The sequence below is a fragment of the Bacteroides intestinalis genome, assembly GCF_003464595.1.
Classification (GTDB): domain Bacteria; phylum Bacteroidota; class Bacteroidia; order Bacteroidales; family Bacteroidaceae; genus Bacteroides; species Bacteroides intestinalis_A.
The window spans coordinates 14,414-39,201 of record NZ_QRZF01000001.1; the positions used below are offsets into that span (position 1 = coordinate 14,414).

The following is a 24,788-nucleotide window of genomic DNA, read 5'->3' on the forward strand; positions in this document are numbered from 1 at the left end:
AAATACTTTTGTTTTTTTAGTTTTATCATTACATTTGCGGATGAACTAACAAAAACATATCTTTTACTTTGAGAAAAATTGCGATAATATCAGCAGTAACAGGCTTTTTGCTCTTCTCTTTTGCAGCAGGAACACACGCCACCAGTGCAGACAAAGAACGTCTGGCTGCTTTGCAATCTCTCATAACCAAAGAGGTACCTTATGATGCCAATATACCGATAGACAGCATCATATCATGGACCGATGAACTGGCTCCCACACTGAAATCTCCCAAAACAGAAGAAGCTTACTTCACTTTAGTTCTGTGGGAAGTGAATGCATATATCATGCGAGGAGACCTCAGCCTGGCAATAGACCGGGCACGATTAATGTACGAATATGCTAAAGATATAAAATCCAATTTCGGTATCGCTCTCTCCAACCAGGCTGTCGGACAGGCTTATTCGGCCTCCAACATACAGGATAAAGCTTTGATCTCTTATATGGATGCACTGCGTTACCTGCCTGAAAACAACCCGCAAACCTACCGGTTATTGGTGAAAATCTCCACGCAACTACAACAAATGAATCGCCTGGAAGAGGCTATGGAATATGTAAAGAAGCTGAATCCGCTTCTTGAACAGAATCCGGAACATCCGCTTGCCATCCCCATACTTATAGAAAATGCAACTTACTACATCTCATCAGGAGATCAGGATACTGCGCTCCAGTATCTGCACCGGGCAGACTCGATTTACAAAAACCATACTCATGAAATAGCCCATGAGTTTTCCATCAACTATTACACTGCTGCCTGCTATCGCGCATTGGCTGCCGATTACCACAACAAGGAAAAGGCTGATGAAGCCTTGGCACTTTATAACCAGCTTCTGGAAGTGGTATCCAATAATAAACGCTCGCTGGAGTACCGCTGGATTTGTGCGGAAAAGATCTATTTATATAAACTGCTGGGGCGCTTTGATGAAGCCTGCCAGATTTATAAGGAACTATACAGTGTTACTGATACCCTTGCATCAAAAAGCTATATCCGGCAGATTAATGCCTTGAAAGCTACTTATCAGGTTGATGAGATAGAACTGGAAAACAAGGCACAGCAGAACAAGATGGTTGTTGTTCTTATCTTCATCGGATTAGGATTACTGACTTTCATCTCTATGCTTGCCATCTGGCTTAGAAGACAGAAGAAAGTAGTAGTAATGTCTACGGAAACTCTGGAACAATTGCGTTATAATGCTGAAAATGCAACACGTGCCAAGAGTATATTCTTATCAAATATGAGCCACGAGATACGAACTCCTCTCAATGCTCTGTCCGGCTTTTCTGCATTACTGACGGAAGAGGGCTTAGATGACTCTACCCGGAGACAATGCACCGACATCATTCAACAGAACTCCGAACTTCTGCTGAAATTGATTAATGATGTGATCGACTTGTCGAGTCTGGAATTTGGAAAAATGCAATTCAGCATAGCCGAGCATGATGCTGTGGCAACTTGCCGGAATGTGACCGACACCGTAGGTAAAGTAAAACAGACTCAAGCAGAATTATTGTTTGAAACATCATTGGAAGAATTATACATTGAAACAGATGATTCACGCCTGCAACAAGTGCTGATAAATTTGCTGATCAATGCAACCAAATTTACCCCTGACGGTAGTATCACGCTAAAATTGGAGAAGCAATCGGAAGAGATGGCTTTATTCTCCGTAACGGATACCGGTTGCGGTATTCCGAAAGAAAAACAGGCAAGCATATTCCGGCGTTTTGAAAAACTGGATGAAAATGCACAAGGAAGTGGACTTGGCTTATCTATCTGTCAGTTAATTATTGAGCATATCGGTGGCAAAATATGGATTGATCCAGACTATACAGGAGGCTCCCGTTTCGTTTTCACACATCCAATACACCAGACACGCAGTAACTCAAAGAAGGAGGATTAATCATGATGAAGCGGTGGATTATACTATGCCTGGCTTTTAGTTCCGGCTTATTATCAGCCAATGCTGGAAGTACTGTTGTAAAAGACAGCCTGTTACGCATTTATGTCGCTGCTCCACACGATTCTACCCGGTTGGACGTGCTGCATGATATTGCCCGGTTGGACCAGCAGACACCGGTATTCCTTTATTATGAAAACAAATTGTTGCAAGAAGCTACCGCGCAGAACAATCTGCGATATCAGAGTCTTGCCACCTACGAACATATCATCTACTTCTTCAACAAACTGGACTTGGTGCGCGTCACGCAATGGATGGGCAAAATGGAAAATCTGGCAGAGAAGCATAACTATTACAATGATTACTTCAAAGCCAAGAAGTTGCAGATAGAAATGTACACGATCAACCAGCAGATAGAATTCGCCATCTATGAAGCAAACATCATGTACGAGAAAGCTAAGAAACTGAACGACCGAAATGGTATGCGGGAAGCATGCCTCTGCCTGATGACCAGCTACATAGCTACACTACGCTATGAAGAAGGAATACAAGCATTAGAGGAGGCTTTCCAGCTGATGAGTCCGCAAGATAGTCCGATGGACAAGATAAGTTTGCTGTCCAAAGCTATTTTGGTTTATTCGTTCCTGCACGAAAATGACAAGATGTTCTCTTCTCTGGAACAGATGCAAACAGCCATAAACGAACTGATAACTGCTAATCCTGCACTACAAAACGCATATTCCGCATTATACATGGGGATAGAAACCCAATATGCCCTTTACTATATCCGCACAAAGGATATGAAGAAAGCATGGGAACACTTGCAAAAAGTGGATGAGTATTATACTCCCAACACTTTCCTGCCATACCAGATCTCCCGTTTGCAGGCCTATGCAGAATATCACCGTTCTCTAAAAGATTACAAGAAATCTCTGGAATATCTGGATGATGCGATTCGTTTGGTAAAGCAAATGTCTTTCCCGGATGTTATCTTATACACTGCCATGAAAGCAGATATATTGATAGATATGGGCCGGGCAAATGAATCTCTTGACATCTATAAAAAAGTGATGCGCGATAAGGACTCACTCTACAGAAATCTGTCGCACACACAAATGGAACAGATACAAAGTTTGTACAACATGGACAAATTTCTGTTACAGAGGGAGCGATGGCATGCAAAAGTCCATATTATCTTTCTGGCTGTAATAGGAACAGCGCTACTGGCTCTTATTACTTTTGTAGTCAACATGTATCTCAGTCGGAAACGATTACAAAGAGATGCCAAAGAAGCCGCCCGGTTAAATCAGGTTGCAGAAGAAGCCAATGAGGTAAAAAGCCGCTTCCTTGCGAATATGAGTTATAACATCCGTATTCCGCTAAACAATGTCGTAGGATTTTCTCAACTGCTCTCTACGGATATGGGACTGGATGAAAAGGAAAAACAGGAGTACTCCGAAATTATCCAGACCAATTCTACCGAACTGATTCAGCTGGTAAACGATGTACTCGATCTCTCACGTCTGGAAGCCAAAATGATGAAGTTCCAGATACAGGAATGCGAGATACGGGAAATGTGCAGCGACCTGGTAGGTATGGCCCGGATGAATAGTGACGGACATATCCACGCCCAACTGGAAACGGATGTGGAAAGCCAGGTACTCAGAATGGATGCCAATCGCTTCAACCAGGCAGTGATAAATATGTTACTCTATCCTGTGCCCAATGATACCGACCGCGAAGTAAAGATGAGACTGGATAGGGATGAAAGAAATGAATTGCTGATCTTCCATATTATCAATAGTCCGTTAGCAGATCCTGCATTTTCATCTCAACAGGTCTCCATACGACTTAAGATAAATCAGTTGCTATTCGAGCACTTTGGTGGGAGTTTCATAATAAGCGAAGAAGAAGAAGGTACCCCCATTACATTTACCATTTCCTATAAGGAATAGCGTCTACTCAAAGTAGAAAGTGAGCACTATCATACGTGAAGTGATTTTATCAACAGATTGTGTAAACTTCAATAACGATTGATCTGTAAGGTCCTTACGCTCTTTCTTAATCAGATTTGCCAGACCGAAACAAAATTTCAGCTCGGGTATTAACTTGAAATAGGGTAAGTAAAAATCGCATCCCAAACCCACTTCCACATAGCAATCGAAAGGCTTTACCAATAAGGCTCCCTGTTTCTTCACACTGAAGTCGTAAGTAGGAGCAATACCTGCCACCACATAGGGGCGGTAGTTATTGAAACGCTCAGCAGCAAACTTCAAATCTATCGGAACCGAAAGGTAGGCAGACTTCATGGATTGGGAATACTCTTCACCGCTGGCTTGTTCGCGGAACACGACCTTCTTATCTCCAAAATGCAGCGTTGGAATAAAACGTAGGGAAAGGAAAGTATTCAGATACAGCTCGCCCAACACACCTACTGTAAATCCGGGAGAATACTCAGGAACATCTGCAAACCAGGCCTGACCGTCTTCCGTCACATAGCCCGTATTCACCAATTTATAGTCTTGCACATGAATACCCGCTAAAAAACCATAGTGCCACTTTCGCTGGTCGATATACGGGCGATTTTGCACCTTCCGCTTCTGTGCCGAAGCACCCAAAGCAAGGAGTAAAGTAAGGATTATCAGACAAATGCGCTTCACAACCCTAAAACGGTAAAAGTGACATTTTATTGCACATATACCCCTATTTTCTCTTCTCTATTATTTAGACAAGGTACAAATTAAGGGAATTTAAACATGATTGGTAACAACTAATCAAGAAAACTGCTATTTTTGCCGAACTAATTAGTACTAATAATTTAAAATTTGAAGAAAATGGCTTACGTAATTAATGACAGTTGTGTTGCTTGTGGTACTTGTATTGACGAATGTCCGGTAGGAGCTATCTCTGAAGGTGATATCTACGCTATCGATCCTGAAACTTGCACAGATTGCGGTACTTGTGCTGATGTTTGTCCGTCTGAAGCAATTCACCCGGCAGAATAATAACAACACTCAAAGAAAAAGAAAAGCCCGGTTTCAATTATGAAGCCGGGCTTTCTCATTTATATACGTTCTCTTATTTCAATTCAGCCAATGCTGCCTTGATACGACGGATAGCTTCTACAATATTCTCATCGCTGGTTGCATAGCTCATGCGGATACACTCAGGTGCACCGAATGAAGCACCACCCACACATGCCACGTGGGCAACCTCCAACAGATACATTGCCAAATCATCCGAGTCGCCAATCTTACGGTCGCCAACAGACTTACCAAAGAAAGAATCACATTTCGGGAACAGATAGAAAGCACCCTGCGGTACATTCACTTCGAATCCCGGAACTTCCTTCGCCAACTTCACAATCAAATCACGACGACGCTCGAAAGCTTTACGCATTTCTTCTACCGGAGCCTGTGTTCCTGTGTAAGCAGCCTCAGCAGCTTTCTGGGATACAGAGCAAGGACCTGAAGTATATTGACCTTGCAACTTGTTGCAGGCTTTTACAAGCCATTCCGGTCCGGCAATGAAACCAATACGCCAGCCAGTCATTGCATATGCCTTAGAAACACCGTTTACGATTACCGTACGATCTTTCATTTCAGGAAATTGGGCAATACTCTGGTGCTTGCCGATATAGTTGATATGCTCATAAATCTCATCAGCAATTACGATTACCTGAGGATGTTTTGCCAGTACGTCAGCCAAGCCTTTCAACTCTTCTTGAGTATAAACCGAACCGGTCGGGTTAGAAGGAGAACAAAGAATCAGAGCCTTAGTCTTCGGAGTGATAGCAGCTTCCAACTGTGCAGGAGTAATCTTGAAATCCTGTTCGATACCGGCAGTAACAATAACCGGAGTACCTTCAGCCAGTTTCACCATTTCCGGATAACTTACCCAATATGGAGCGGGCACAATAACTTCATCACCCGGGTTCACCAGCACCAGCACTGCATTGCAGACTGATTGCTTAGCACCATTGGCACATGAAATTTGTGCGGCTGTATATTCCAGACCGTTTTCCTTTTTCAGTTTCTCCACGATTGCATTGCGCAAAGCCGGGTATCCCGGAACAGGAGAATAGCGAGAGAAGTTGTCGTCTATCGCTTTTTTCGCAGCCTCTTTGATGTGATCAGGAGTATTAAAGTCAGGCTCTCCCACACTCAGGTTAATTACGTCAACGCCTTGTGCTTTCAACTCGGCGCTCTTTTGCGACATAGCCAGCGTCGCCGACGGCGACAAACTGTTCAAACGATCTGATAATTGATTCATTTTTCTATCTATTTTATGGTTGTTGCATAAATTTGGCTGCAAATTAAGCTATTTTCTTTGATATTAGAAAACAAAACAGCAAATTACTTATTAAAATGTAACGTGTGCCCCATGCGTTCTTTCTTAGTACGCAGATAACGTTCGTTGTATGGATTCGGAGTTGTCTCGATAGGAACAATCTCTGTAATTTCCAGACCGTAAGCCTCCAACCCGACACGTTTCACCGGATTATTCGTCATCAGTCTCATTTTGTGTACTCCCAGTTCACGCAGAATCTGAGCACCTACACCATAGTCGCGTTCATCAGCCAAATGCCCCAGGCAAATATTGGCATCTACCGTATCCAGACCGTCTTCCTGCAATTTATAGGCTTTCATCTTTTCCATCAGACCGATACCACGACCTTCCTGGTTCAGATAAACAACTACTCCCTTACCGGCTTTATCAATCATTTCCATAGCTTTGTGCAGTTGCTCACCGCAATCACAACGCTTAGAGCCAAAGATATCTCCTGTAGCACAAGAAGAGTGTACACGCACCAAAATCGGTTCATCCTGATCCCATGTACCTCTAAACAAAGCCACATGTTCCAAACCATTGGATTTCTGACGGAACGGAATCAAGCGGAAATGTCCATGTTCAGTAGGCATATCTACTTCTACACCTTCTTCCACAATGGACTCTTGTTTCAGGCGATAGGCAATCATATCACGAATAGAGATCAGCTTCAGATTAAATTCATCAGCCATCTTTCTCAACTCAGGCAGGCGTGCCATGCCACCGTCCTCAGTCATGATTTCCATAAGGGCACCTGCAGGATACAAACCTGCCATACGAGCCATGTCAATCGTAGCTTCTGTATGTCCGGCACGACGCAGGACACCTTTCTCCTGGGCATACAACGGATTGATATGTCCCGGACGTCCGAATGTTGCAGGTGTAGAAGCCGGATCGGCCAATGCCCGGATGGTAGCAGCACGGTCGGCAGCAGAAACTCCGGTAGTGCAGCCTTCCAGTTTATCGATAGTTACCGTGAAAGGTGTACCCAGTACAGAAGTGTTGTCACTTACCTGATGGGGTAAATCCAGCTCTTTACAGCGGGATACAGTAACCGGCGCACAAAGTACTCCACGCGCATGTTTCAGCATGAAGTTCACCTTTTCAGGAGTTATCTTCTCTGCGGCAATAATCAGGTCACCCTCATTTTCGCGGTCTTCATCATCCACTACAATCACAAAATTACCGGCTTTGAAGTCTTCAATAGCCTCTTCTATTGTATCTAATTTCACTTTTTCCATTCTGTTTTCTCCTTTATTTATTTAGGTTATTTCAGATTAGTTTCTATTATCTTTTGAACGTCTTCATTGGTTTTTATAATCCGCTCCATATCTTTATTCAACCGGATACGGAATGCCCAGATGCGGAAGTAAAAAAATAATCCTACAGGTACTGCCAAGCCGCAAACCATATTCAGCCAATAATTACGGAAAGGACGCAAATGTGCATGAACAGAAATAATAGGATAATTATTCAGCGCATTCAGCAAATGAACAGATTTGGTGTTGGACATTTCATCCACCAATTTCTCCAGACGCTCATTTATGTTTTCTATCTCCTCATCATTGGAATCTGTCATCCATAATTTAAAATAATTAGGAGCACGCTTCAAAGCTTTCCTCTCAGCGTATGCACGACAATCAACAGACAATGCCTGCAAATCAGCTGGCAGATGGGTATAATCAGGATCGTGTATAATTACTTCCTTACGGAACAGATGACGCACACTACGGATACCTACAATCTTCTTGAACCAGTTAATATAAGCATCGGCATTCAGTACCACAGAATCATTATTAGACTTATAAGTAAGGAACGCACCCAATGGAGCCAAGATAGCCGTACTTGTCCACATACCCATCCATACAATCCACTGACCGTCACGCGCCATTTTATAACCTGTATTATTAATAATATAATAGATAATAAAGATAAGCACGGACACCACAACCGGCATTCCCAAACCACCCTTACGGATAATTCCCCCCAACGGGGCACCGATAAAGAAGAATATAAGACATGCCACCGATAGCGTTAACTTCTCGTGCCAGGACGTCATGTGCCGTCGAAGGCTGGTATCTGTCTGCGTGATATTAAAGCTCTTGAAACTCCAATCGCTTCCCGCACTTTCCGCACGACTCACTGCAGTAGAGATAATCTTCTGTTTCTGTGATAAGGTAGCTACATTGAAAAGACTGTCTACATTGTATTCTCCCAAATGTGCCTGCTCTATTTTCAGAGTATCTGCTTTCTTCAGGTCTGCCGTGATCTTATAGGTACCATTCATGGCTTCCTTGAAATAAGCACGTCCTACACTGTCATTCTGCACTGTCATAGAATCGATACCCGCTTGCAGCATCGCCATATCCTTACTGTTGGACTGACTACTCATGATACCGGCATCCACCATATTAAAATCGGAGTTGAACTCAATGATAGCATGTTTCTCCCGGAACGCTTCCCGACGGTAAGGTACATTCTTCTGATTCATATTCTGAGACTTCAAATTCTCAAATTGCTCTCCATTATAAAGATGCAGATATAAGTGCTGCTTATCTGCCGTCATTTCCAGACGACCGGAATCGGATTTAATAATCTGAGCATTTTCGAAACCTTTCTCAAAATTATAGATCAATACATCATAAAGCATGCCCGTCTTACGGTTCTTGTGCTTCACATATAGGTTATATCCATCTATTTCATCATAAAACACTCCCTCCGGTATATCCAATTCCGGGGACTTCTGTTTCATGGAGATTAGTAACGTCCATAACTTGGTCTGCGCCTTTGGTCCTATCACATTTTGGAAATAAAAAGAAACGCCACATATGAAAATGATAAACACAATCAATGGGCGCATAATCTTAAGTAGTGAGATACCTGCCGCTTTCATAGCAAGCAACTCAAAACGTTCTCCAAAATTACCGAAAGTGATAAGTGCTGCCAACAAGATAGCCAATGGCAACGAAGCCGGCACCAATGTCAGGGCAGAATAAAAGAAAAATTGTGCAAGGACACTCATTTCCAATCCTTTCCCCACCATCTCATCAACGTACTTCCATAGGAACTGCATCATGAAGATGAAAAGGCAAATGAAGAAAGTGCCCATAAAGAGCGTACAGAAGCTCTTTAATATAAATATATCTAACTTTTTTATGCGCAGCATTTTACTCGTTTCATGCAATGAAGACACAAAATTAGCATAAAAAAGGGAGTGTGGAAAATTTTTATATCAAAGTTAACTAAAAACCGCACGTTCTCCGTAGAGTCTCTACCTGAGAGTCCCATAATTCACGTAAATCGTTCACTTCGTCCACAGAAGTGAAGTCTGTTACTTCCAACACGAAATCATTAGTCAGTTCGTTGTTTGTCATCTTTAATTCAAAATATTCCCGTTCATATTCATCATCCAACCAACGGAAACGAATAAAAGAGAAAGCCCGCACAGCTATAATCTCTGCGTCACGATGTTCTGTCTTTCCCCAGAAGAAAGTGACAACTTTATCGTCCGACTGCACCCTGTCTGCAAACCAGCCCTCCAAACCGGTGGGGGTACTTATCGCGGACCAAAGAATGCTTTTAGAAGTTGCATTCAAGAGGTATTCCCGATGAATCTTTTGTCTTTCCATAGTTCATATTTGCTTCTTATTGCGGCGGCAAGATAGAGACTTTTTTCTAAATACAAAAAAAAATACGTCTTTTTTATTCGTGTCCTACAAACCGCTGTTCTTCATCCCCTATATAAAACATCCATTTCGAATAAGTTAGTATTGTTGTATGTATCTATCAAAACTATCTGAACCCGATAGAAACAGTTTAGCCTTAATACGTTGTTTTGACTTCAATACAGACCTGGATGTAATATTAAAAAGCAAGGCAATAGTCTTATTAGTCAGCCGGGCACGTATCAGATAGCACAACCTCAGCTCCTGAGTGCTTAAGCAAAATGGTGCTAAAGTTTCTAACAAACAACCTCCATAAAACAAATCAATGACAATAAACAAACTATGCCACTCTGCCTCATCCCGGACAATTCCATAAACTGGTCTTTGATGAAGACACAATAACTGCCCCATCGCAACTATAAGAGAAGAAGAGCACCCTACCAATGCTGTAACTTTCTGATAGTCCCTCAGTTGTCTCGTTAATTGTTTATTACGATATAATAAACAAGCATTCCAATTATCCTTAGAAGCATCCATAATTTCTCCGGAGAAACTTTTATCGACATTAATATCACCAGAATATTTGTTTTCCATTCTCATACTCAAAAATTCTTTCGTCATTACCTGTGGTATGATTCTTCAGATATAACAAGGCATTCCGAGGCACAGTATATACTAATGAATCAGCAACAGCTGTTTGTTTACCAAGAGAATTCCAATATCCTTTATCCCAGTAAAATAATTCATAGGTATTATCTTTATAAATAAAACTCACATCATTCCGGGGAGTATATATTGCTTTACTTACCCGATAAGGTTTCTTTAAATCTAAACCTGCCCAGCCAGTATCTGGAAATTTATAATCAAAAGATGTATCCGGATTACCATCAAAGACATTTGTATATTCACGCCTACCATCATCTCCATAACATCCTGGAGTTCCTATAATTTTCCCCTTCAAAGGCAATGTATCCAAGCTGCTTTCATAAAAAGAAAGTTCTGCTATATTACAATAACTACCTTTTCCACCACGATAGCGAATATATCTATACGCACTATCTGAATTCAGATAAGCGACAGTATACAGCCGATAGGGAGCCTTTTTTATTAAAAATAGCGTATCCACATTCCGAAAGTCCTTCTGATTACTGCCCTCTATTACTCCACCAACCATACGGGTATTAAAATAATTCCTAACAACAAAATGAAACTTCTTATAAACACTAATCATATGGGATTCTCGCAATGGATTAAGATAATGAATCTCCCCTGTATTATGATTTAGCGTAAAAGGATTGGATAATGCTTGAAGGCCATTCTCATTGTATGTCGCCAGGATAGCTACTACACCGCCTTCTACATAACTAAAACAAGCAGCCTTCCCATCAAAAAAAGTATAAGCAACGGGAACCCATTCTTGTTTGTTTGCAAAACACAAGTATACCAATTCACCAGCACGAGGATAATCATACAGTTCTTTTTGAGGAATAGCTATCTGTCTATTCTGTTGTCCCAGATAAGTAGCCGTTACATCATGAAAAAACGGATATCTGAAAATAGGATGAACAGACGACACATCTCTCAATTCATTTGTCAGATCTTCATTCAGGCTATAAGTCACGCGATACACTTTTCCCTTGGTAATATTATACTCCGATGCTTTCTTCCACATTTCTTGATAAGGGAATTCCGTCATATATGTATTGCGATCTTTGTCTAATATAAAATTCCAAAAATGCGAAGCATTCGTATCGCCACGCTGTATTACCCTATCCATGCCACACGGAATACCAAGAGCACGCATCACATATATCATTGCATCAGCTAATTCACGGCAACTTCCTGTTTTCCATTTCAATACTACCGGGCCTATATGAGGTCCTTTGGGGAAAAGACTTGTATACCGATATTTATCTTGTCTTAAAGTATCCATTAAAATCTGAGCCGCTTTTGTTATATCATTGCTATCAGCTGAATTACGGAATTCATCAAGCAAAGGATTATATTTGTCATACAAATCTTTACGCCATAACGAAAGAGGCTCATCCCCAATCCTATAAGGCAATATATACTCACAGAAATCCTCAAAATTTACATTTTCTCCCCATGGCTGTTCTTTCCAAGCCTTGAATGCCCATTCTATATGATCAACTAAGAAGGCGGAGTCTACCACTTCAATATCCTTTTTACGGGTAAGCATATCCATTGAAAATTCTCCATCCGCCTTCTTGAGTGAATCTACAATAAATTGAGCCCCCTTTATATTAGTAGAATGCGCCTCAAAATAACGAAGATATTTTTGTAATTCTCCCCCTTCATAGAAACCATAATAAGGCATATTCTTAATAAGAAAACATGCAGCATGGTATTTTTGATTATCACTTGCTCGATAATGATTTAACACCTTCAATAATTCTCCTTTATTAGCACCTGCCATATTCAATGCACTTTCTAAACGACTATCTCGTTGTTCAATGCAAGCAGATAAAAAAGCCAGAGTACACAACCATACAAATATATAAATACACCTCATATTAAACATAAATTCAATTGACACTAACCATAATACATATAATTATTTCAGTTCTTCCTTTCAGTAAATCACTCCAGTCCTTTTACTATTCTCTGTATTTCCTTACGCATCTCTTCAATTGCCGTCGAATGCACCTTAGGCTCCTTAGTCAGCACGACGTCAGAAACCTCTTTCAATTTATAAGGTCGATAAAATTCCGGTTTAGCATAGAGATTGGCTAATAAATAATAGGGATAAATTCTGCCCGGCAGGCGATGAATCGACCGTAGGAAAAAAGCTTCCGCCTGTTCATAACGATGCAGTTCTTGATAGTTCTTACCTATGATATTCAGAACCATTGGATCGGTAGTGTACAGACAAGCCTCTTCCAAATACTTATTGGACTCATCATAAAAGCCTGATTTATGCAAGCTATGCCCATACTCAAACAGAAATACCCCTTTCTCCTTCAATGCCGGATAAAGTTCTCCATAAGATTTATTGGCAACTTTATAAGCACCCGAACTATAAAACATCTTTGCATATACCCACTTCCGGCAGGCATCCTCTTCCTGCTTCCATTTCTCCGTATAGCCACCCATCCACAGAATGAGGCTGGCACACAAGATAAGTGGTTTACAGATAAAATCTCCTACACCGCAAGCAAGAAGCAGGAATATCCCTGCTACCACAAAAGCCGGAAAATGCATAGGATAGGAAGAAAAAGAGAAAACAAGTAAAGCCAGAATTGCGCCGCAGATACCATAGCGTCCACGCTTCGCCCCCATCCATAAACATGTTCCTATAACAACCAACACTGTTACACAGACGGCAACTCCTTCCTTCAAAGCTAGCGACAAATATTCATTGAACACATATTCAGGACTTCCGGCCACACGCTCTTCCCATTCGGCATAGTCGCCTTGAGCAAAATAATCCTCTTGTGCCTCACCATAAGCAAATGCAAATCCCTTGTCGCAACCCGATGGATAGCTAACAATAGCCCGACAGGTTATTTTCCATAGGAACAGACGCCCTAATGCAGAATCAGGTTTCAACAGAAACGCCCCGACACCTCCCAACATCAGAATAAAAAGTGCACTCATTCCCCACAAGACAGATTGTCTCTTGTATCTCTTCCACAACACATTCCATTTGCTTTTATCACGATGCATATATGCTACCCAAACACAACCAACCGCCGTAGCCACCCAAGCAGAACGGCTCATTGTGGCTGGCAACACACAAAGAATCAAGATACCTGCTATTGCAACTACCACTTTCTCTATTTTATAACAAACAGAGCGTTCCTTACAAGCACAAGCACACAGATACAAGTGTAAGCAGACAGGCAATACCATTGCCAAATACTCTGCATACGGTCCCGGATTGAAGAAAGACCCTGTTAGTGCATAGAGGGAGTGACCTGAAGTGGAAAAGCCATACAATTGCCGCAAGCCCCAAACCGCTTCGACACTCCCCCAAAGCACTAAACTCCATGAAACATAGAGAGAGAAATGAGAGAAACATATCACTTTTTGCAAAGAATCTCTTTTCACAAGTTGTAACAGGCAAGTTATAATGATACAGGCTGCTGAAAATAAAGTAGATTTACCAAGCCATATCCATTGCCCTACATTTTCTCCTACAGGAAGTTCGGGCATAGTCACCCCAACCACCCCTAACAAGGAGCAGACGGCAGCAAATAGCAGCAACACTATCACCACATCTTTTACTCTATATATCCATAGTCTTATCACTCTATCTTTTTAAATATCCGGTTCCACCTTATTTTATTTGTATTATTATCCACCGACTTCCATATTCTGACAGCTTTTCCCACAATAAAAGGTTCAGGCAATAATCCCCAATAACGGGAGTCTTGAGAATTCATGACCTTATCCCCCGCTACAAAACAATAATTCTTTATAAAGCTGTAGGTTTGTATCACACTATCATTTAGTAAAACAGTATCTCCACGTACAAACAATTTCTTTTTTTGTTCCCATTCTATTATGTTCTTATATAGAATAACATGCATAGAATCCATCTTCAAGTTATCACCTTTAGCAGGAATATAAAGAGGTCCAAAGTTTACTATGTCCCAAGTAAATGCCGAATTATAAGGATAGCCCCTCATTACAATTCCCAACTCTTCCACTTTCCCTCTCATCGCTAAATCCATCAAAGTTTCTTGCGCTTCCACATTACCCAAAGAAGTATCCTTTCCTCGCACCTTATATTGTGCATCCTTTATTTCAAATGTATCTCCCGGTAATGCAACACAGCGCTTTACATAATACTTCATCACATCAAAGCCAATACTATCCCAACGCTGTTTAGGATAGGGAAAATTAAAGACTATTACATCATTCCTTTTTATCTTTCCTAATCCCGGCAAACGGGATATATGTATATCCTTTCCTTCCAAAGCATCCCATACATTGAACAAACGTCCTCCCATTACGCATTTATTCACCAAGATGTTATCCCCTGCAAGCAAAGTCGGCTCCATAGAATCAGAAGGAATTTTGAATGTGGTAATACATATCACTTGAAGGACTATCCAGATCAATGCGACTCCACAGATCATTAAAAATAGATTAAGAATCTTATCAAGATACCAACCCAAGCTTCTTTTCGTGTGAGAGTTATTGCTATTCTGCATTTCCCGTTATTCTCAAAACAATTGGAGAAGTTTCCACATTGCAATATACGGTTATTGTCTTATCAAAATATTCAGGATGCTCGGCTTTATAAATGACATTCAATATCATCTCCTTTCCCGGTTGCACAGGCTCTTTAGAATAATCTACAGAAGTACAACCGCAGGACGTATTGACGTATTCAACAACTAACGGTTTATTACCTGTATTCTTTAACACAAAAATCGCCTTTTGTTCCTTTTTCCAGTCAAAACTACCCAACGAAACGGAGGTTTTGTCTATATCCACTTTCGTTCTTATCACTTTACTTTCATCTTTCTGTTCCACTTCCTCTCCTTGAATAATCTTCAAATACAGTTCTTTCACTTTAGGATTATGAATAGGATTGCCGATAGCAAGAACTTTATTGTCCTTATCCAATAAAAATGTTCGAAAATTATCATCAGCAGGTAAATTATTTAAAGCAATAAAAGCGTCTCCTTTATTAAACACAACCGGATAGTTAAAGTTATATCTCTTCAATATATATTTTGTTTCTTCTGACATTTCTGTTTGAAAAACAAAAAGGATAGAGACATTATAATAAGCATTCAGCTCTTCAATAAAAGATTTCCATAGCCCCAATTTCAACTTACAACTCATACATCCAATAGAGTCCACATATGAAAATATCTGAAACTGAAACTTTTCAGGAGTCTTAATTGTATCTTCTCCATAAACTGTATAAACGAAGTCATCGGGATAAACAATTTCTTTTTCCTGCCAAGCCCTCACTAATTGCACTTGATTCCGCTCTCTTGTATTACAAGAAACAAGCAAAAACATCACACCAAGAATACACAACACAGAAAATAACCTATACATAAAATCAGTCATTAAAGAAGCGTTCTTCTACTATATTCAGATAACTTTCTACTAGAGAGAAGTTAGTTTTATGAGGTATAAACACATTATCAATATACCTATTTAAAGTTAGCAAGAATGAAATGGGTTCTATATTGTGCTCAAACAATCTATCAGTTTTAACAATAGTATAAACTTTCATACGAATATCATGCTCAAACAATAATGATTTCAGCCCTACTCGATTTTCATAATCAGCCAACAAAAACACTCTATCAAAACCACGTTTTTTAGCTAAGGAATTCATTTTTTTCAAATACGGCAAATAGCACGTAGTACAGCTCTTTTCAGAAATAAATAAGAACAAAGATTTATCTATTGTTAACAAAGAGCTCAGAGATACAGTATCTTTACTATAAAAATCAGTTAAAAGCATATCATCAATCTGTACACCTTCAAACCAATGCTGCATTTTAGTTATCTTTTCATTATCCTCCATTTCTCGTTCCAACATTTTTTTCTGCTGATAAATCAGTTGTTTGGATGCTGACAAATCTTTCACACTTCTATTCAAATCTACAATTTGAAGAAGTTGAAATAAAGCCAAGAATAGAAATAATATTAAAAGCCAATACCATTTCATTACTCTATTTTTTTTAATTTTATTCGTAATAAAACAGGGTTATCTTCTTCCGACATATTCTCACATAAATCTACTAAATTAGCATGTTTATTTCTAAATTCATTCCATTCTTTCGAAGACATATTATGCTTACTATTATTATATCCACCAATAAGGACAGTAGGACTTATCGGTGCATATAAATAACCATCAATTACAATATGAGGAAGATTAGTATATTTCAACTTAAGAATATTATTTTTGAAATACATGTCATCCACAATCCTAATTCCGTTTACGAACCGGCCTGTTTTCAATGAATAAAAACATAAGCTCGTCTTATTGTCAAGCCCCAGACCAAGACCAAGCATCAACATATCGGAATAAAATTGGAAACTCCAAAGTGTTACGTATTCTTTATTTGTAATCTTCTTATCTATGGCTATCATATCATCAGTAGGTTCTACTTCGCTATAATCCACTTTATATTTCCCAAAATCAAAATAAAAGGCAGGAGTAGCCTTATCCACATCCAAGGAATAAATAGTATCAGCATGAGAATATGTAAAATAAGATTTCCCATCATAGGTTGAGAAAGCATTCCAGTTAAGGAAATGACTCAATTTTGTCTTTTCAACAGGAGAAATCTCTAAGAACGAAGTGAGTTCTTCATCTTTTTCTGTAAAGGCATATAAGCCCTTGTTTGGTAATCCACCCAAATTAGTATGCCTCAACACATAGGATCCATCTGAAAACGCTACAGCGTCATGAGCATAATATGGCATAGGAGATTCATATAAATAGTTACCAATTGAATCATAAGTAACGGTTTTATTCCAACCCAGAACCTTCATATCGGCATTGGGCATAAGTACAAATGTACCCATTTCGATGTACTCTCCCTTACCTTGACCAAGACGATCTAATTCATAAAGAAATTTTCCCTGTTCAGTAAACACTAATGCTCGAGCATTTGCCAGTCCATTCGTCACTAGCATATAATAGCGCCCATTCCTATAGTAGATCTTTCTAATCTCGCCTATCAAACTCTGCGAAGTTGTTTCCAGAGGTATAATTTCAATAGATTCAGCAAAACTTGATAGTTTCAAGGATGAATTAAACGACATCTCCGATAAATCAATTTTCTGTATCTTGAAAGCTTCACTCTTTCTTTCGTTAGAACAAGCACAAATCAATATAGTGAATAAAACAAAAAATAAAGTCTTCATAGTATTTATTTTTTTAAGTGAAGTCCTCCTCTTCAGAGAGGAGGACTTCACAATTTATGTAATTTTAGCAAGGTACTTGACTATGCACATTACATGTACTAGTGTTATCTCTTCTACACACTTTACAGCTCCCTTCAGTCTGCAGTCTATAGCCACCATAATCTACAATTTCACCACGAGCCAATGCATCCACATCATTCAAAGCCAAATCAGAAATAGTTTTTTCTCCTTGAACTGAATAAACATTATAACCTGCAATTGTTGCAAACGCTGCAATAAAAGCAATTTTCAAAAACTTTTCCATTTTTATATTGTTTATAGCAATAATATGTTCAATTAACTATATCAAGCACAATTATGTGCAGTCGATAATTAAGATATAAATATCTCATTAGAGCATATTTCACACTGCACTATCGTAACAGCAGAAATCAGTTTCCGTTTTTCTTTAAAAATTCTTATCTTTGCCAGGCTTCTAGTTTTAGAGGTTACGGAGCATTCGGTATTCATTGTGTCAAAAGGTTGATTACCGTTTGCTCCTTTTAATAAGTTAATTATCACTATATACTATTTAAACGATATTCTATTATCGGCTCATCCTTATTCACATCCGTAGCTATTATAATGCCCTTTTGCTCATCTACTGAAATTCCATGAATATAGTGATCCAACACGTACTTCCGAAGCGGTTTACCCTCCAAGCTGAATACATAAATATTTTGTCCACCATTCGGTAAGTTAATGCCTTGCTGCGCTTTCTGCATAATATCCTTAAATGCATGTCCTTGAAAGACAACATAAATAGCATTATCTGTCACTTGTATATCACTGAACCCCATAATACCAGTCGGTATGCCATAACCTTGGGAAATCTGAAACTCAGGTTCGCCATTAGGCCCAATACATGCCAGATGCGTACTGTCTTTCAAATTATAGATTTCAAGCACTTCTCCCAGTTGAGTAGCCGCCACAAGTATCCCATTACGAGGATTGTAATCAATGAAACTCCGCCATGCCTGCGCTAAAGCAGGACGGGCACTCTTCAAAGCGTCCTCATTGGTAGTGGGAATAGTCCCTATTTTACGGAGTAACTTACCCTGCCGACTTACCAAACAGAAGCGACTGTCACCGGAATAATCTGGAATGATAAAAGTAGAATCGTCGTATTGCACAAAGTCCAGTGCCCGAAGTAGTTCTTCATCCAGACTCACTGCTTCCAAGCGAAGCAATGAGTCGCCGGATGAAGCGAAACCTAACCGGGTTAATTCAGACTTATTGGAATCAAGTGTCCACAAAAAGTTCCCATTCCATCGAAGATTTTCGGCTGAAAGCATCTCTTCGGGAGCATCGCCTCGCTTGCCGAAAGAGGACAAATAATGAAAGCCGGGATAGTGAAAGGCATGGAAGAAATATTCCGTTCCATGTAAATCAAGCACTACAGCTTTGTCGTCCTGTATACGTACCCTATAAGGATAACGAAACAAAGCTGTATCCAATGACAAAGTACGGGCTGTCAATTTTCTGGTTTCGGGAAAATCAACATAGGACGTCATTTTCTCGTCAGGCACGGAAGTACAAGCCGCAAAGAGAAACACTAATATTATATTAATAGAGGTTCTCAAGGCTATAACCGCTCATTACATATTCAACTTTTGTTTTAGAAAAAGGGCAATCGACATCACCTAAACCCAAACAGCGAGAATACCCACCTTCACCCCAAGCTAAAGCTTCTACGTTCTTCAATAGCAAATCATCCATTTGTTTACCGGAGGATTTCTGACTATAAAAAGCAGTTATTGCGCTAACTGCGCACAAACTGATTACAGCAATTTTAATCTTGTTTTTCATATTCCACTACATTTATATTAGATATCCGTATGAAGCATACAAACCATACAAACAAGGTTGCCTCATATTTGCCCATAAAGGTAGACGGAATTTTCTATCACACCAACTATTTTGCCTTACAACGACTTACCAACCTTACTTGAAGGCCTTTTGGTAAGTATCGGTAGGTCTGTTCTTTTATCCTTTTTCTGTGTTTTTCTCGATGGAATGGGGCATTTTCAAACAATAATATTCATCTTTACATTCCACAACAAGAGAAGAGATACCTTCCAATGATTCACGCAAACGATGAATAACAGCATAAAGTTGGTTAGGTTTTCCTTTCCCTTGCCACAGTTCCTTATCTATTTCTTCTGCGGTCAGTCGATAATTTTCAGTCCGTAAAAAAAGCTTCAACAAGACAATTACTTGAGGCCGGAGTTTCTTCGTCTTTTCCCCATTCATCAGGATGCCTTTTTCTGAATCCAGGATAGTCCCGTCAGCCAATTCATATAATCCGGTTTGCCCGGCTTCTTCCTCCAAATGCATTTTCCTTTCAACAATTATCTTTTTCTCTTGAATAAAGATGACCGTTTCCTTTCTCACCAGTTTTTGCCGCAAGAAGGAAGAAATCTGTTTATAATATAAAAGAAGAAGGAAAAAACAAAGCCAAAGCAAAAGTAATGTCGTTATGGGCGACCATACTTTTAACACCCGCCACCAGTCATAAGAAACAAACCCCGTTACCCCCACTTCACAACGAAATCCTATATAGCGAGACAACAGGCTATCTCCCTGTAGCACTTTTATGCTGTCGGAAGAATAAACGGTGGACGTCTTCTTCAATAAATCAGTAGTTGAAAGACGAATACCGGTATTAGCCGCTACAGATTTCTCGACCAACAGACTATCCCAAAATAGATTCAACGCATCCGCATCCAGAGGGTGTTTCTCAAGTACATAGCTGAGCAACATTCTCCTTTCGGTATCTTTAATAAGACTATTATCAAATTTCACACGCGATATTTCATACTCATGCGTTCCATACTTGCTCGCCAAAGTTACAGGACTTTTGAATGGAGTTTCCAATGTCTTCACTTCAGGAGAATCACCAACTATAAATGGCACAACAATATCCCCTCGTCTCTGCACCTCCAGACTCAGTGCCTCCACGAATGTTTCTTTAGCCAATGCATTCCATTCCGGTATCTGTTCTTTATAGCTATTATAGAAGATATAGACATATATCCCTGTAACCATAGTACAGATGAAAGCTCCTACCCACATACATATTAATTTACCGGATTTCGCAGTTCTGCCTTTTTTATTCATAGTTCATCAAACATTTTATTCTGCAAAATTAGTACAAAAAGGCCAATAAGTACATTAATCTACTATTAATCTGACAAGTAGGATGAGAGAAAAAGAAAGAAAATATCGCATCAGAACCGAGAAGAGAGAAGAAAAGCACAGAAAAATCCGCAAAAGTTTTGGAGATTTCAAGAAAAGCTCTATCTTTGCACCCGCAATCGAGAAACGATGGCGGGATAGCTCAGCTGGTTAGAGCGCATGATTCATAATCATGAGGTCCCCGGTTCAATCCCGGGTCCCGCTACAAGATGAAGATTTAGACTGTTAGGAGGCTTCCACTCTTGGCGGTCTTTTTTTGTTTTTACACATCAGTGAAATCATAGTGAAATCAGATCAGCGTAGAAAACGGCGGATAACACAGTATCATAAAAATAAATAGCTTATATGACTAGTAGAAGAGATTTTATGAAAAAGGCCGGAATGATAGCTGCAGCTGCAGCCATCCCGGGAATAATGCAAGCAACAACATCCACAGAGGAGAGCAATAGTCTTTCTTCAAAAAAAGGAATGATAAAAACAGGTGACCAATGGGATGTAATTGTTGTGGGAGGTGGCCCCTCCGGTTGCGCAGCGGCAACGGCAGCGGCACGAGAAGGTGCTAAGGTTTTGTTGATAGAATCAACAGGAATGTTAGGAGGAATGGGAACATCAGGATTGTTAAATGCCTGGTGTCCCTTTACGGATAAAGAAAAGATAATTTACAAAGGAATTGCCGAAAGGGTTTTCCTTGAGGCAAAAAAAGGAGTTCCGCATACCAAAGGTAACGACTGGGTACCCATCAATACGGAATATCTGAAAACGGTATACGACGATCTGGTCACTTCCGAAGGAGTTTCAGTGTTATTCTTCTCCACCATGGCCGCGGTAGAGATGAAGCAGGAAGGAGTGGTGGATGCAATTGTTGTAGCCAACAAAGCCGGACTCACTGCTTACAAAGCAAAACTGTTTATCGACTGCACAGGCGATGGTGATTTGGCAACATGGGCTGGTGCAGGTTTTGATATGGGCGATGAAGAAGGAAATGTTCAGCAAGGCACTCTTTGTTTTTCCTTATCCAACATCGACCCTTACGAATTTTCACTAGTTGGCTCTGTGCACACCAACCGAAAAGACGGACCTATTCATAAAATGCTCGATTCAGGTAAATATAATCTGATAAAAGACAATCATATCAACGATAAATACGCCGGACCAGGATATCTGATGTTCAACGCAGGACATGTAACAGTAGACAGTACAGATCCAGTCTCTCTTTCGAAAGCCATGATGGCCGGCCGGAAAGTAGCCCGACAATTCCAGGAAGGACTCGCCGAATATGAACCTAAAGTGTTTGCTTCCTCTTATCTGGCAAGTACTGCTTCATTAATGGGAATCCGCGAAAGTCGACGCATCAAGTGTGATTATACTTTCACGTTAGATGATTGGTTGGCCCGCAAAGAATTTGAGGATGGCATTGGTCGTAACGCCTATTATATCGATGTACATAAAAGCAATGCCACAACATATCCCAGATACGGAAAAGGAGAATCGCACGGAATTCCTTTCCGAAGCCTTCTTCCAATAGGATTAAAGAATGTTTTTGTAGCCGGCCGTTGTATTTCAACCGATCATTACGCACATGGAAGTCTGCGTGTAATGCCACCTTGCCTGGTGACTGGAGAGGCTGTAGGTGTAGCTGCCGGACAAATCTGCAGATCCAAATCGCCTGACGTACATAATGTAGATATAAAACAACTTAGAAACAGGCTTCAACAGGTAGGTCAATTGTTGTAATACTGCAACAAAAAGAAGGACGCCAAAGCTCATGGCGCCCTTCTCTTATCAATCACAGTCTTATGAAAACTATCTCAGTTCTAAAGTGCTTCTTACTGCCGTAATAGCCGATTCACTCGGTGTAACCGCCTTCCGTGTACAATAATCAAATTCGGCTGATTTTTCACCGCTAAATGACTTCCATTTCAATTTCAGTTTAACTGTTTTACCTTCCGTATCAGGCAGTTCGTCCAACTTAAAAGCTGCTAAGCCGTCACCTTCACTTCCGTAGGTATCGCCATACGCATTGTGGCGGAACTCTACTTCATAAGGATTCTCCGGATTTTGTCCCAACAACAAGTTTACGAAATGCTTTTTACTACCGCCCCATATAGTCCTGAAGCGAAGTGTCAGATATCCATCTTCAGCGATAGTTACCCAATCATTCACAATCTCTACAGGGTCTGTGCCATATACCTCATCATTTTCTTCCCCTAAATCCGGTGCAATAGGCTTGGTCAGGATACTGTCTATCCAGTTTATATGCACGGCTTTCGTGTAGTCGCCACTGGGTTCATTCACTTCACTGTAATTCACCAAGGCTCTGACTTCTTTGTCTCCGAAAGGAGAAGCTTTTACATTGGTTGGCAATAAGGTCGTCTTATCATCCAACTGCAAGAAGAATGCATCGTCGGCAGCACCCTTCACTGTTACAAGAGCATTAGGATACCTCAAATAATAGGCATTGTTATCATCATCGTCCAAACAGGACTGCAAACCTATAGTACAAACTATAGCCCCAACAAATAAAAGTGTTTTATTAAATACAGAATTAATTTTCATAGTGTGGTTCCTCCTATTAAACATTTAAAATAACTTTTCTACGTTATAGAAATGAGATATTGAAGAAAAGACTGCATAGCATTTTGTTAATTATGCTCAAATAGAATTAGTAAAGTTAATTAGAACAGTATATATATCTGATTATCAACAGATAGCATTTACATCTCATTTACCCAATGATGTAAAAGCATTTACCCCGGGATGTAACGGCCTTTACCCCTTATTGTAACGCTCTTTACCGCGGTATGTAACGACCTTTACCGCGGTGTGTAAATGGAGTTACCGTGTGGAGTGAACAAAGGTTGTTAATCAATAACGCTTTAATAAGGTTTGTTTCTATTCTGAGAAGTCGATTATTTCCAGATCATCCGGTACGTATACCACACCAGAGAATCCCTGAGCCGCTTCTTCAGTGTAACACACCTTACGGGTATCCAACGTTTTATCTTCTGTGTGATATAACAATAAATTCTTCACTTTCAGCTCTTCAGCTAGCTTTCCGGCATCTAGTGCTGTACTATGGTGCTTCTCATAAGGCTTGAATATATCACGGTCTTTATACAAACAGAAAGCTTCGCATAACAACCAATCAACCCCTATTACATAAGGACGATTTTTCTCATTATAAGGTTCATCTCCAAGACAAACCAGCGATTGACCATTCGGCAATGTGGTACGAAAACCATATTGTTTCTCTTTAGTCGATCCTATATCAAAAGATTGTAGTTTTAACTCCCCTGCTTTAAATATCTCTCCGTCCTTAACCTCACAAAGTTCAATGCCATTCCCTAAATACTGTACTATTTTCTTAGGCAACGTCATCCGGCAGATCCAATCCAGAACCTGTAGCACTTTATCATGCCCATACACTCGGAAGACTCCTGTATATTTCCCACTTTGCATCCGTTGTGCCACCATCCGAATTACCCATACTGCACCTAATATATGATCCGTATGAGCATGAGTCACAAACATATCGTGAATATGTTCAATGGCGATACCGGCTTTCTCTAACTGAACCAATATTCCATTCCCTCCACCGGCATCCACGAGCAGCACATTTTCAGTTGTCTGGATTGCGAAACAAGTATTATAGCACCGGGTAACGCCTGCATTACCTGTACCTAACATAATAATCTGAGTATCCTTCATCTTCTTAATTCTATAATTACGAAATCTGAGCCACAAAGAT

22 protein-coding genes and 1 tRNA gene are annotated in these 24,788 nt (G+C 40.1%); 5 read left to right on the forward strand and 18 right to left on the reverse strand.

What is annotated here, in order from left to right; translation table 11 throughout:
* The first annotated feature begins 68 nt into the window (after positions 1–68).
* Together DWW10_RS00060 and DWW10_RS00065 are read left to right on the forward strand one after the other, a co-directional pair.
* The gene (locus DWW10_RS00060; RefSeq protein ID WP_118420609.1) at positions 69–1,940 is read left to right on the forward strand and encodes a tetratricopeptide repeat-containing sensor histidine kinase; all 1,872 of its coding nucleotides are present in this window, start codon (positions 69–71) and stop codon (positions 1,938–1,940) included.
* 2 nt (positions 1,941–1,942) lie between these two features.
* Positions 1,943–3,892 carry a sensor histidine kinase gene (locus DWW10_RS00065; RefSeq protein WP_118486949.1) on the forward strand — a complete coding sequence of 650 codons (1,950 nt, stop codon included), beginning with the start codon at positions 1,943–1,945 and terminating at the stop codon, positions 3,890–3,892.
* A gap of 3 nt (positions 3,893–3,895) precedes the next feature.
* Here DWW10_RS00065 and porT read toward each other — a convergent pair whose 3' ends face one another.
* Positions 3,896–4,597, reverse strand: coding sequence for a type IX secretion/gliding motility protein PorT/SprT (gene porT / locus DWW10_RS00070; protein ID WP_022394055.1), 702 nt, complete (start codon positions 4,595–4,597; stop codon positions 3,896–3,898).
* Between the two features lie 174 nt (positions 4,598–4,771).
* Between porT and DWW10_RS00075 the strand changes: the two genes are divergently transcribed.
* Entirely contained in the window at positions 4,772–4,942 is a 171-nt protein-coding gene (locus tag DWW10_RS00075) for a DUF362 domain-containing protein (RefSeq protein ID WP_007211130.1), read from the forward strand.
* A 73-nt stretch (positions 4,943–5,015) separates the two neighbouring features.
* Here DWW10_RS00075 and DWW10_RS00080 read toward each other — a convergent pair whose 3' ends face one another.
* The 15 genes from DWW10_RS00080 to DWW10_RS00150 form a co-directional block, all read right to left on the reverse strand.
* Positions 5,016–6,209, reverse strand: a complete 1,194-nt coding sequence (locus tag DWW10_RS00080; RefSeq protein WP_022394054.1) for a pyridoxal phosphate-dependent aminotransferase — start codon at positions 6,207–6,209, stop codon at positions 5,016–5,018.
* Between the two features lie 83 nt (positions 6,210–6,292).
* The gene (locus DWW10_RS00085; RefSeq protein ID WP_022394053.1) at positions 6,293–7,507 is read right to left on the reverse strand and encodes a bifunctional 3,4-dihydroxy-2-butanone-4-phosphate synthase/GTP cyclohydrolase II; all 1,215 of its coding nucleotides are present in this window, start codon (positions 7,505–7,507) and stop codon (positions 6,293–6,295) included.
* Between the two features lie 26 nt (positions 7,508–7,533).
* Positions 7,534–9,432, reverse strand: a complete 1,899-nt coding sequence (locus DWW10_RS00090; RefSeq protein WP_118420610.1) for an LptF/LptG family permease — start codon at positions 9,430–9,432, stop codon at positions 7,534–7,536.
* Between the two features lie 76 nt (positions 9,433–9,508).
* Complete coding sequence (locus DWW10_RS00095; RefSeq protein ID WP_022394051.1) at positions 9,509–9,895, reverse strand: START-like domain-containing protein; 387 nt, start codon at positions 9,893–9,895, stop codon at positions 9,509–9,511.
* A gap of 135 nt (positions 9,896–10,030) precedes the next feature.
* Positions 10,031–10,468: a helix-turn-helix transcriptional regulator gene (locus DWW10_RS00100; protein WP_118420683.1), complete on the reverse strand. Its 438-nt coding sequence runs from the start codon at positions 10,466–10,468 to the stop codon at positions 10,031–10,033.
* 34 nt (positions 10,469–10,502) lie between these two features.
* Entirely contained in the window at positions 10,503–12,488 is a 1,986-nt protein-coding gene (locus tag DWW10_RS00105) for a transglutaminase domain-containing protein (RefSeq protein ID WP_259320389.1), read from the reverse strand.
* Between the two features lie 44 nt (positions 12,489–12,532).
* A complete protein-coding gene (locus DWW10_RS00110) occupies positions 12,533–14,203 on the reverse strand; it encodes an O-antigen ligase family protein (protein WP_022394048.1) in 1,671 nt (556 codons plus the stop codon).
* The gene (gene lepB / locus DWW10_RS00115) at positions 14,200–15,111 is read right to left on the reverse strand and encodes a signal peptidase I (RefSeq protein WP_022394047.1); all 912 of its coding nucleotides are present in this window, start codon (positions 15,109–15,111) and stop codon (positions 14,200–14,202) included. Before lepB ends, DWW10_RS00110 begins: the two co-directional genes overlap by 4 nt.
* A complete protein-coding gene (locus tag DWW10_RS00120) occupies positions 15,101–15,973 on the reverse strand; it encodes a DUF1573 domain-containing protein (protein ID WP_022394046.1) in 873 nt (290 codons plus the stop codon). Before DWW10_RS00120 ends, lepB begins: the two co-directional genes overlap by 11 nt.
* Before the next feature lie 4 nt (positions 15,974–15,977).
* Complete coding sequence (locus tag DWW10_RS00125) at positions 15,978–16,595, reverse strand: hypothetical protein (RefSeq protein ID WP_022394045.1); 618 nt, start codon at positions 16,593–16,595, stop codon at positions 15,978–15,980.
* Positions 16,595–17,803 (reverse strand): 6-bladed beta-propeller, encoded by a 1,209-nt coding sequence (locus DWW10_RS00130; RefSeq protein ID WP_022394044.1) that lies wholly within the window; start codon positions 17,801–17,803, stop codon positions 16,595–16,597. The genes DWW10_RS00125 and DWW10_RS00130 overlap by 1 nt, the downstream gene beginning before the upstream one ends.
* A gap of 64 nt (positions 17,804–17,867) precedes the next feature.
* Complete coding sequence (locus tag DWW10_RS00135) at positions 17,868–18,107, reverse strand: NVEALA domain-containing protein (RefSeq protein ID WP_022394043.1); 240 nt, start codon at positions 18,105–18,107, stop codon at positions 17,868–17,870.
* A 256-nt stretch (positions 18,108–18,363) separates the two neighbouring features.
* Positions 18,364–19,356 carry a TolB-like 6-bladed beta-propeller domain-containing protein gene (locus DWW10_RS00140; RefSeq protein ID WP_259320401.1) on the reverse strand — a complete coding sequence of 331 codons (993 nt, stop codon included), beginning with the start codon at positions 19,354–19,356 and terminating at the stop codon, positions 18,364–18,366.
* A gap of 52 nt (positions 19,357–19,408) precedes the next feature.
* Entirely contained in the window at positions 19,409–19,651 is a 243-nt protein-coding gene (locus DWW10_RS00145; protein WP_022394041.1) for an NVEALA domain-containing protein, read from the reverse strand.
* Positions 19,652–19,828: 177 nt separating this feature from the next.
* Positions 19,829–20,962: a hypothetical protein gene (locus DWW10_RS00150; RefSeq protein ID WP_022394040.1), complete on the reverse strand. Its 1,134-nt coding sequence runs from the start codon at positions 20,960–20,962 to the stop codon at positions 19,829–19,831.
* A gap of 209 nt (positions 20,963–21,171) precedes the next feature.
* On the opposite strand from DWW10_RS00150, the gene DWW10_RS00155 reads away from it, so the two are divergent.
* A tRNA-Met gene (locus DWW10_RS00155) sits at positions 21,172–21,245 on the forward strand.
* Positions 21,246–21,385: 140 nt separating this feature from the next.
* Positions 21,386–22,774, forward strand: coding sequence for an FAD-dependent oxidoreductase (locus DWW10_RS00160; RefSeq protein WP_022394003.1), 1,389 nt, complete (start codon positions 21,386–21,388; stop codon positions 22,772–22,774).
* A 69-nt stretch (positions 22,775–22,843) separates the two neighbouring features.
* Here DWW10_RS00160 and DWW10_RS00165 read toward each other — a convergent pair whose 3' ends face one another.
* Both DWW10_RS00165 and DWW10_RS00170 read right to left on the reverse strand, forming a co-directional pair.
* A complete protein-coding gene (locus tag DWW10_RS00165; protein WP_118420611.1) occupies positions 22,844–23,596 on the reverse strand; it encodes a NigD1/NigD2 family lipoprotein in 753 nt (250 codons plus the stop codon).
* Between the two features lie 336 nt (positions 23,597–23,932).
* Positions 23,933–24,748 (reverse strand): MBL fold metallo-hydrolase, encoded by an 816-nt coding sequence (locus DWW10_RS00170; RefSeq protein WP_022394001.1) that lies wholly within the window; start codon positions 24,746–24,748, stop codon positions 23,933–23,935.
* Positions 24,749–24,788: the final 40 nt, after the last annotated feature.

Coding starts and splice junctions, on each gene's coding strand:
- DWW10_RS00065 (WP_118486949.1), top strand. CDS start 1,943: ATGATGAAGCGGTGGATTATACTATGCCTGGCTTTTAGTTCCGGCTTA.
- DWW10_RS00075 (WP_007211130.1), top strand. CDS start 4,772: ATGGCTTACGTAATTAATGACAGTTGTGTTGCTTGTGGTACTTGTATT.
- DWW10_RS00080 (WP_022394054.1), bottom strand. CDS start 6,209: ATGAATCAATTATCAGATCGTTTGAACAGTTTGTCGCCGTCGGCGACG.
- DWW10_RS00085 (WP_022394053.1), bottom strand. CDS start 7,507: ATGGAAAAAGTGAAATTAGATACAATAGAAGAGGCTATTGAAGACTTC.
- DWW10_RS00090 (WP_118420610.1), bottom strand. CDS start 9,432: ATGCTGCGCATAAAAAAGTTAGATATATTTATATTAAAGAGCTTCTGT.
- DWW10_RS00095 (WP_022394051.1), bottom strand. CDS start 9,895: ATGGAAAGACAAAAGATTCATCGGGAATACCTCTTGAATGCAACTTCT.
- DWW10_RS00100 (WP_118420683.1), bottom strand. CDS start 10,468: ATGGATGCTTCTAAGGATAATTGGAATGCTTGTTTATTATATCGTAAT.
- lepB (WP_022394047.1), bottom strand. CDS start 15,111: ATGCAGAATAGCAATAACTCTCACACGAAAAGAAGCTTGGGTTGGTAT.
- DWW10_RS00120 (WP_022394046.1), bottom strand. CDS start 15,973: ATGTATAGGTTATTTTCTGTGTTGTGTATTCTTGGTGTGATGTTTTTG.
- DWW10_RS00125 (WP_022394045.1), bottom strand. CDS start 16,595: ATGAAATGGTATTGGCTTTTAATATTATTTCTATTCTTGGCTTTATTT.
- DWW10_RS00130 (WP_022394044.1), bottom strand. CDS start 17,803: ATGAAGACTTTATTTTTTGTTTTATTCACTATATTGATTTGTGCTTGT.
- DWW10_RS00135 (WP_022394043.1), bottom strand. CDS start 18,107: ATGGAAAAGTTTTTGAAAATTGCTTTTATTGCAGCGTTTGCAACAATT.
- DWW10_RS00140 (WP_259320401.1), bottom strand. CDS start 19,356: ATGACGTCCTATGTTGATTTTCCCGAAACCAGAAAATTGACAGCCCGT.
- DWW10_RS00145 (WP_022394041.1), bottom strand. CDS start 19,651: ATGAAAAACAAGATTAAAATTGCTGTAATCAGTTTGTGCGCAGTTAGC.
- DWW10_RS00150 (WP_022394040.1), bottom strand. CDS start 20,962: ATGAATAAAAAAGGCAGAACTGCGAAATCCGGTAAATTAATATGTATG.
- DWW10_RS00160 (WP_022394003.1), top strand. CDS start 21,386: ATGACTAGTAGAAGAGATTTTATGAAAAAGGCCGGAATGATAGCTGCA.
- DWW10_RS00165 (WP_118420611.1), bottom strand. CDS start 23,596: ATGAAAATTAATTCTGTATTTAATAAAACACTTTTATTTGTTGGGGCT.
- DWW10_RS00170 (WP_022394001.1), bottom strand. CDS start 24,748: ATGAAGGATACTCAGATTATTATGTTAGGTACAGGTAATGCAGGCGTT.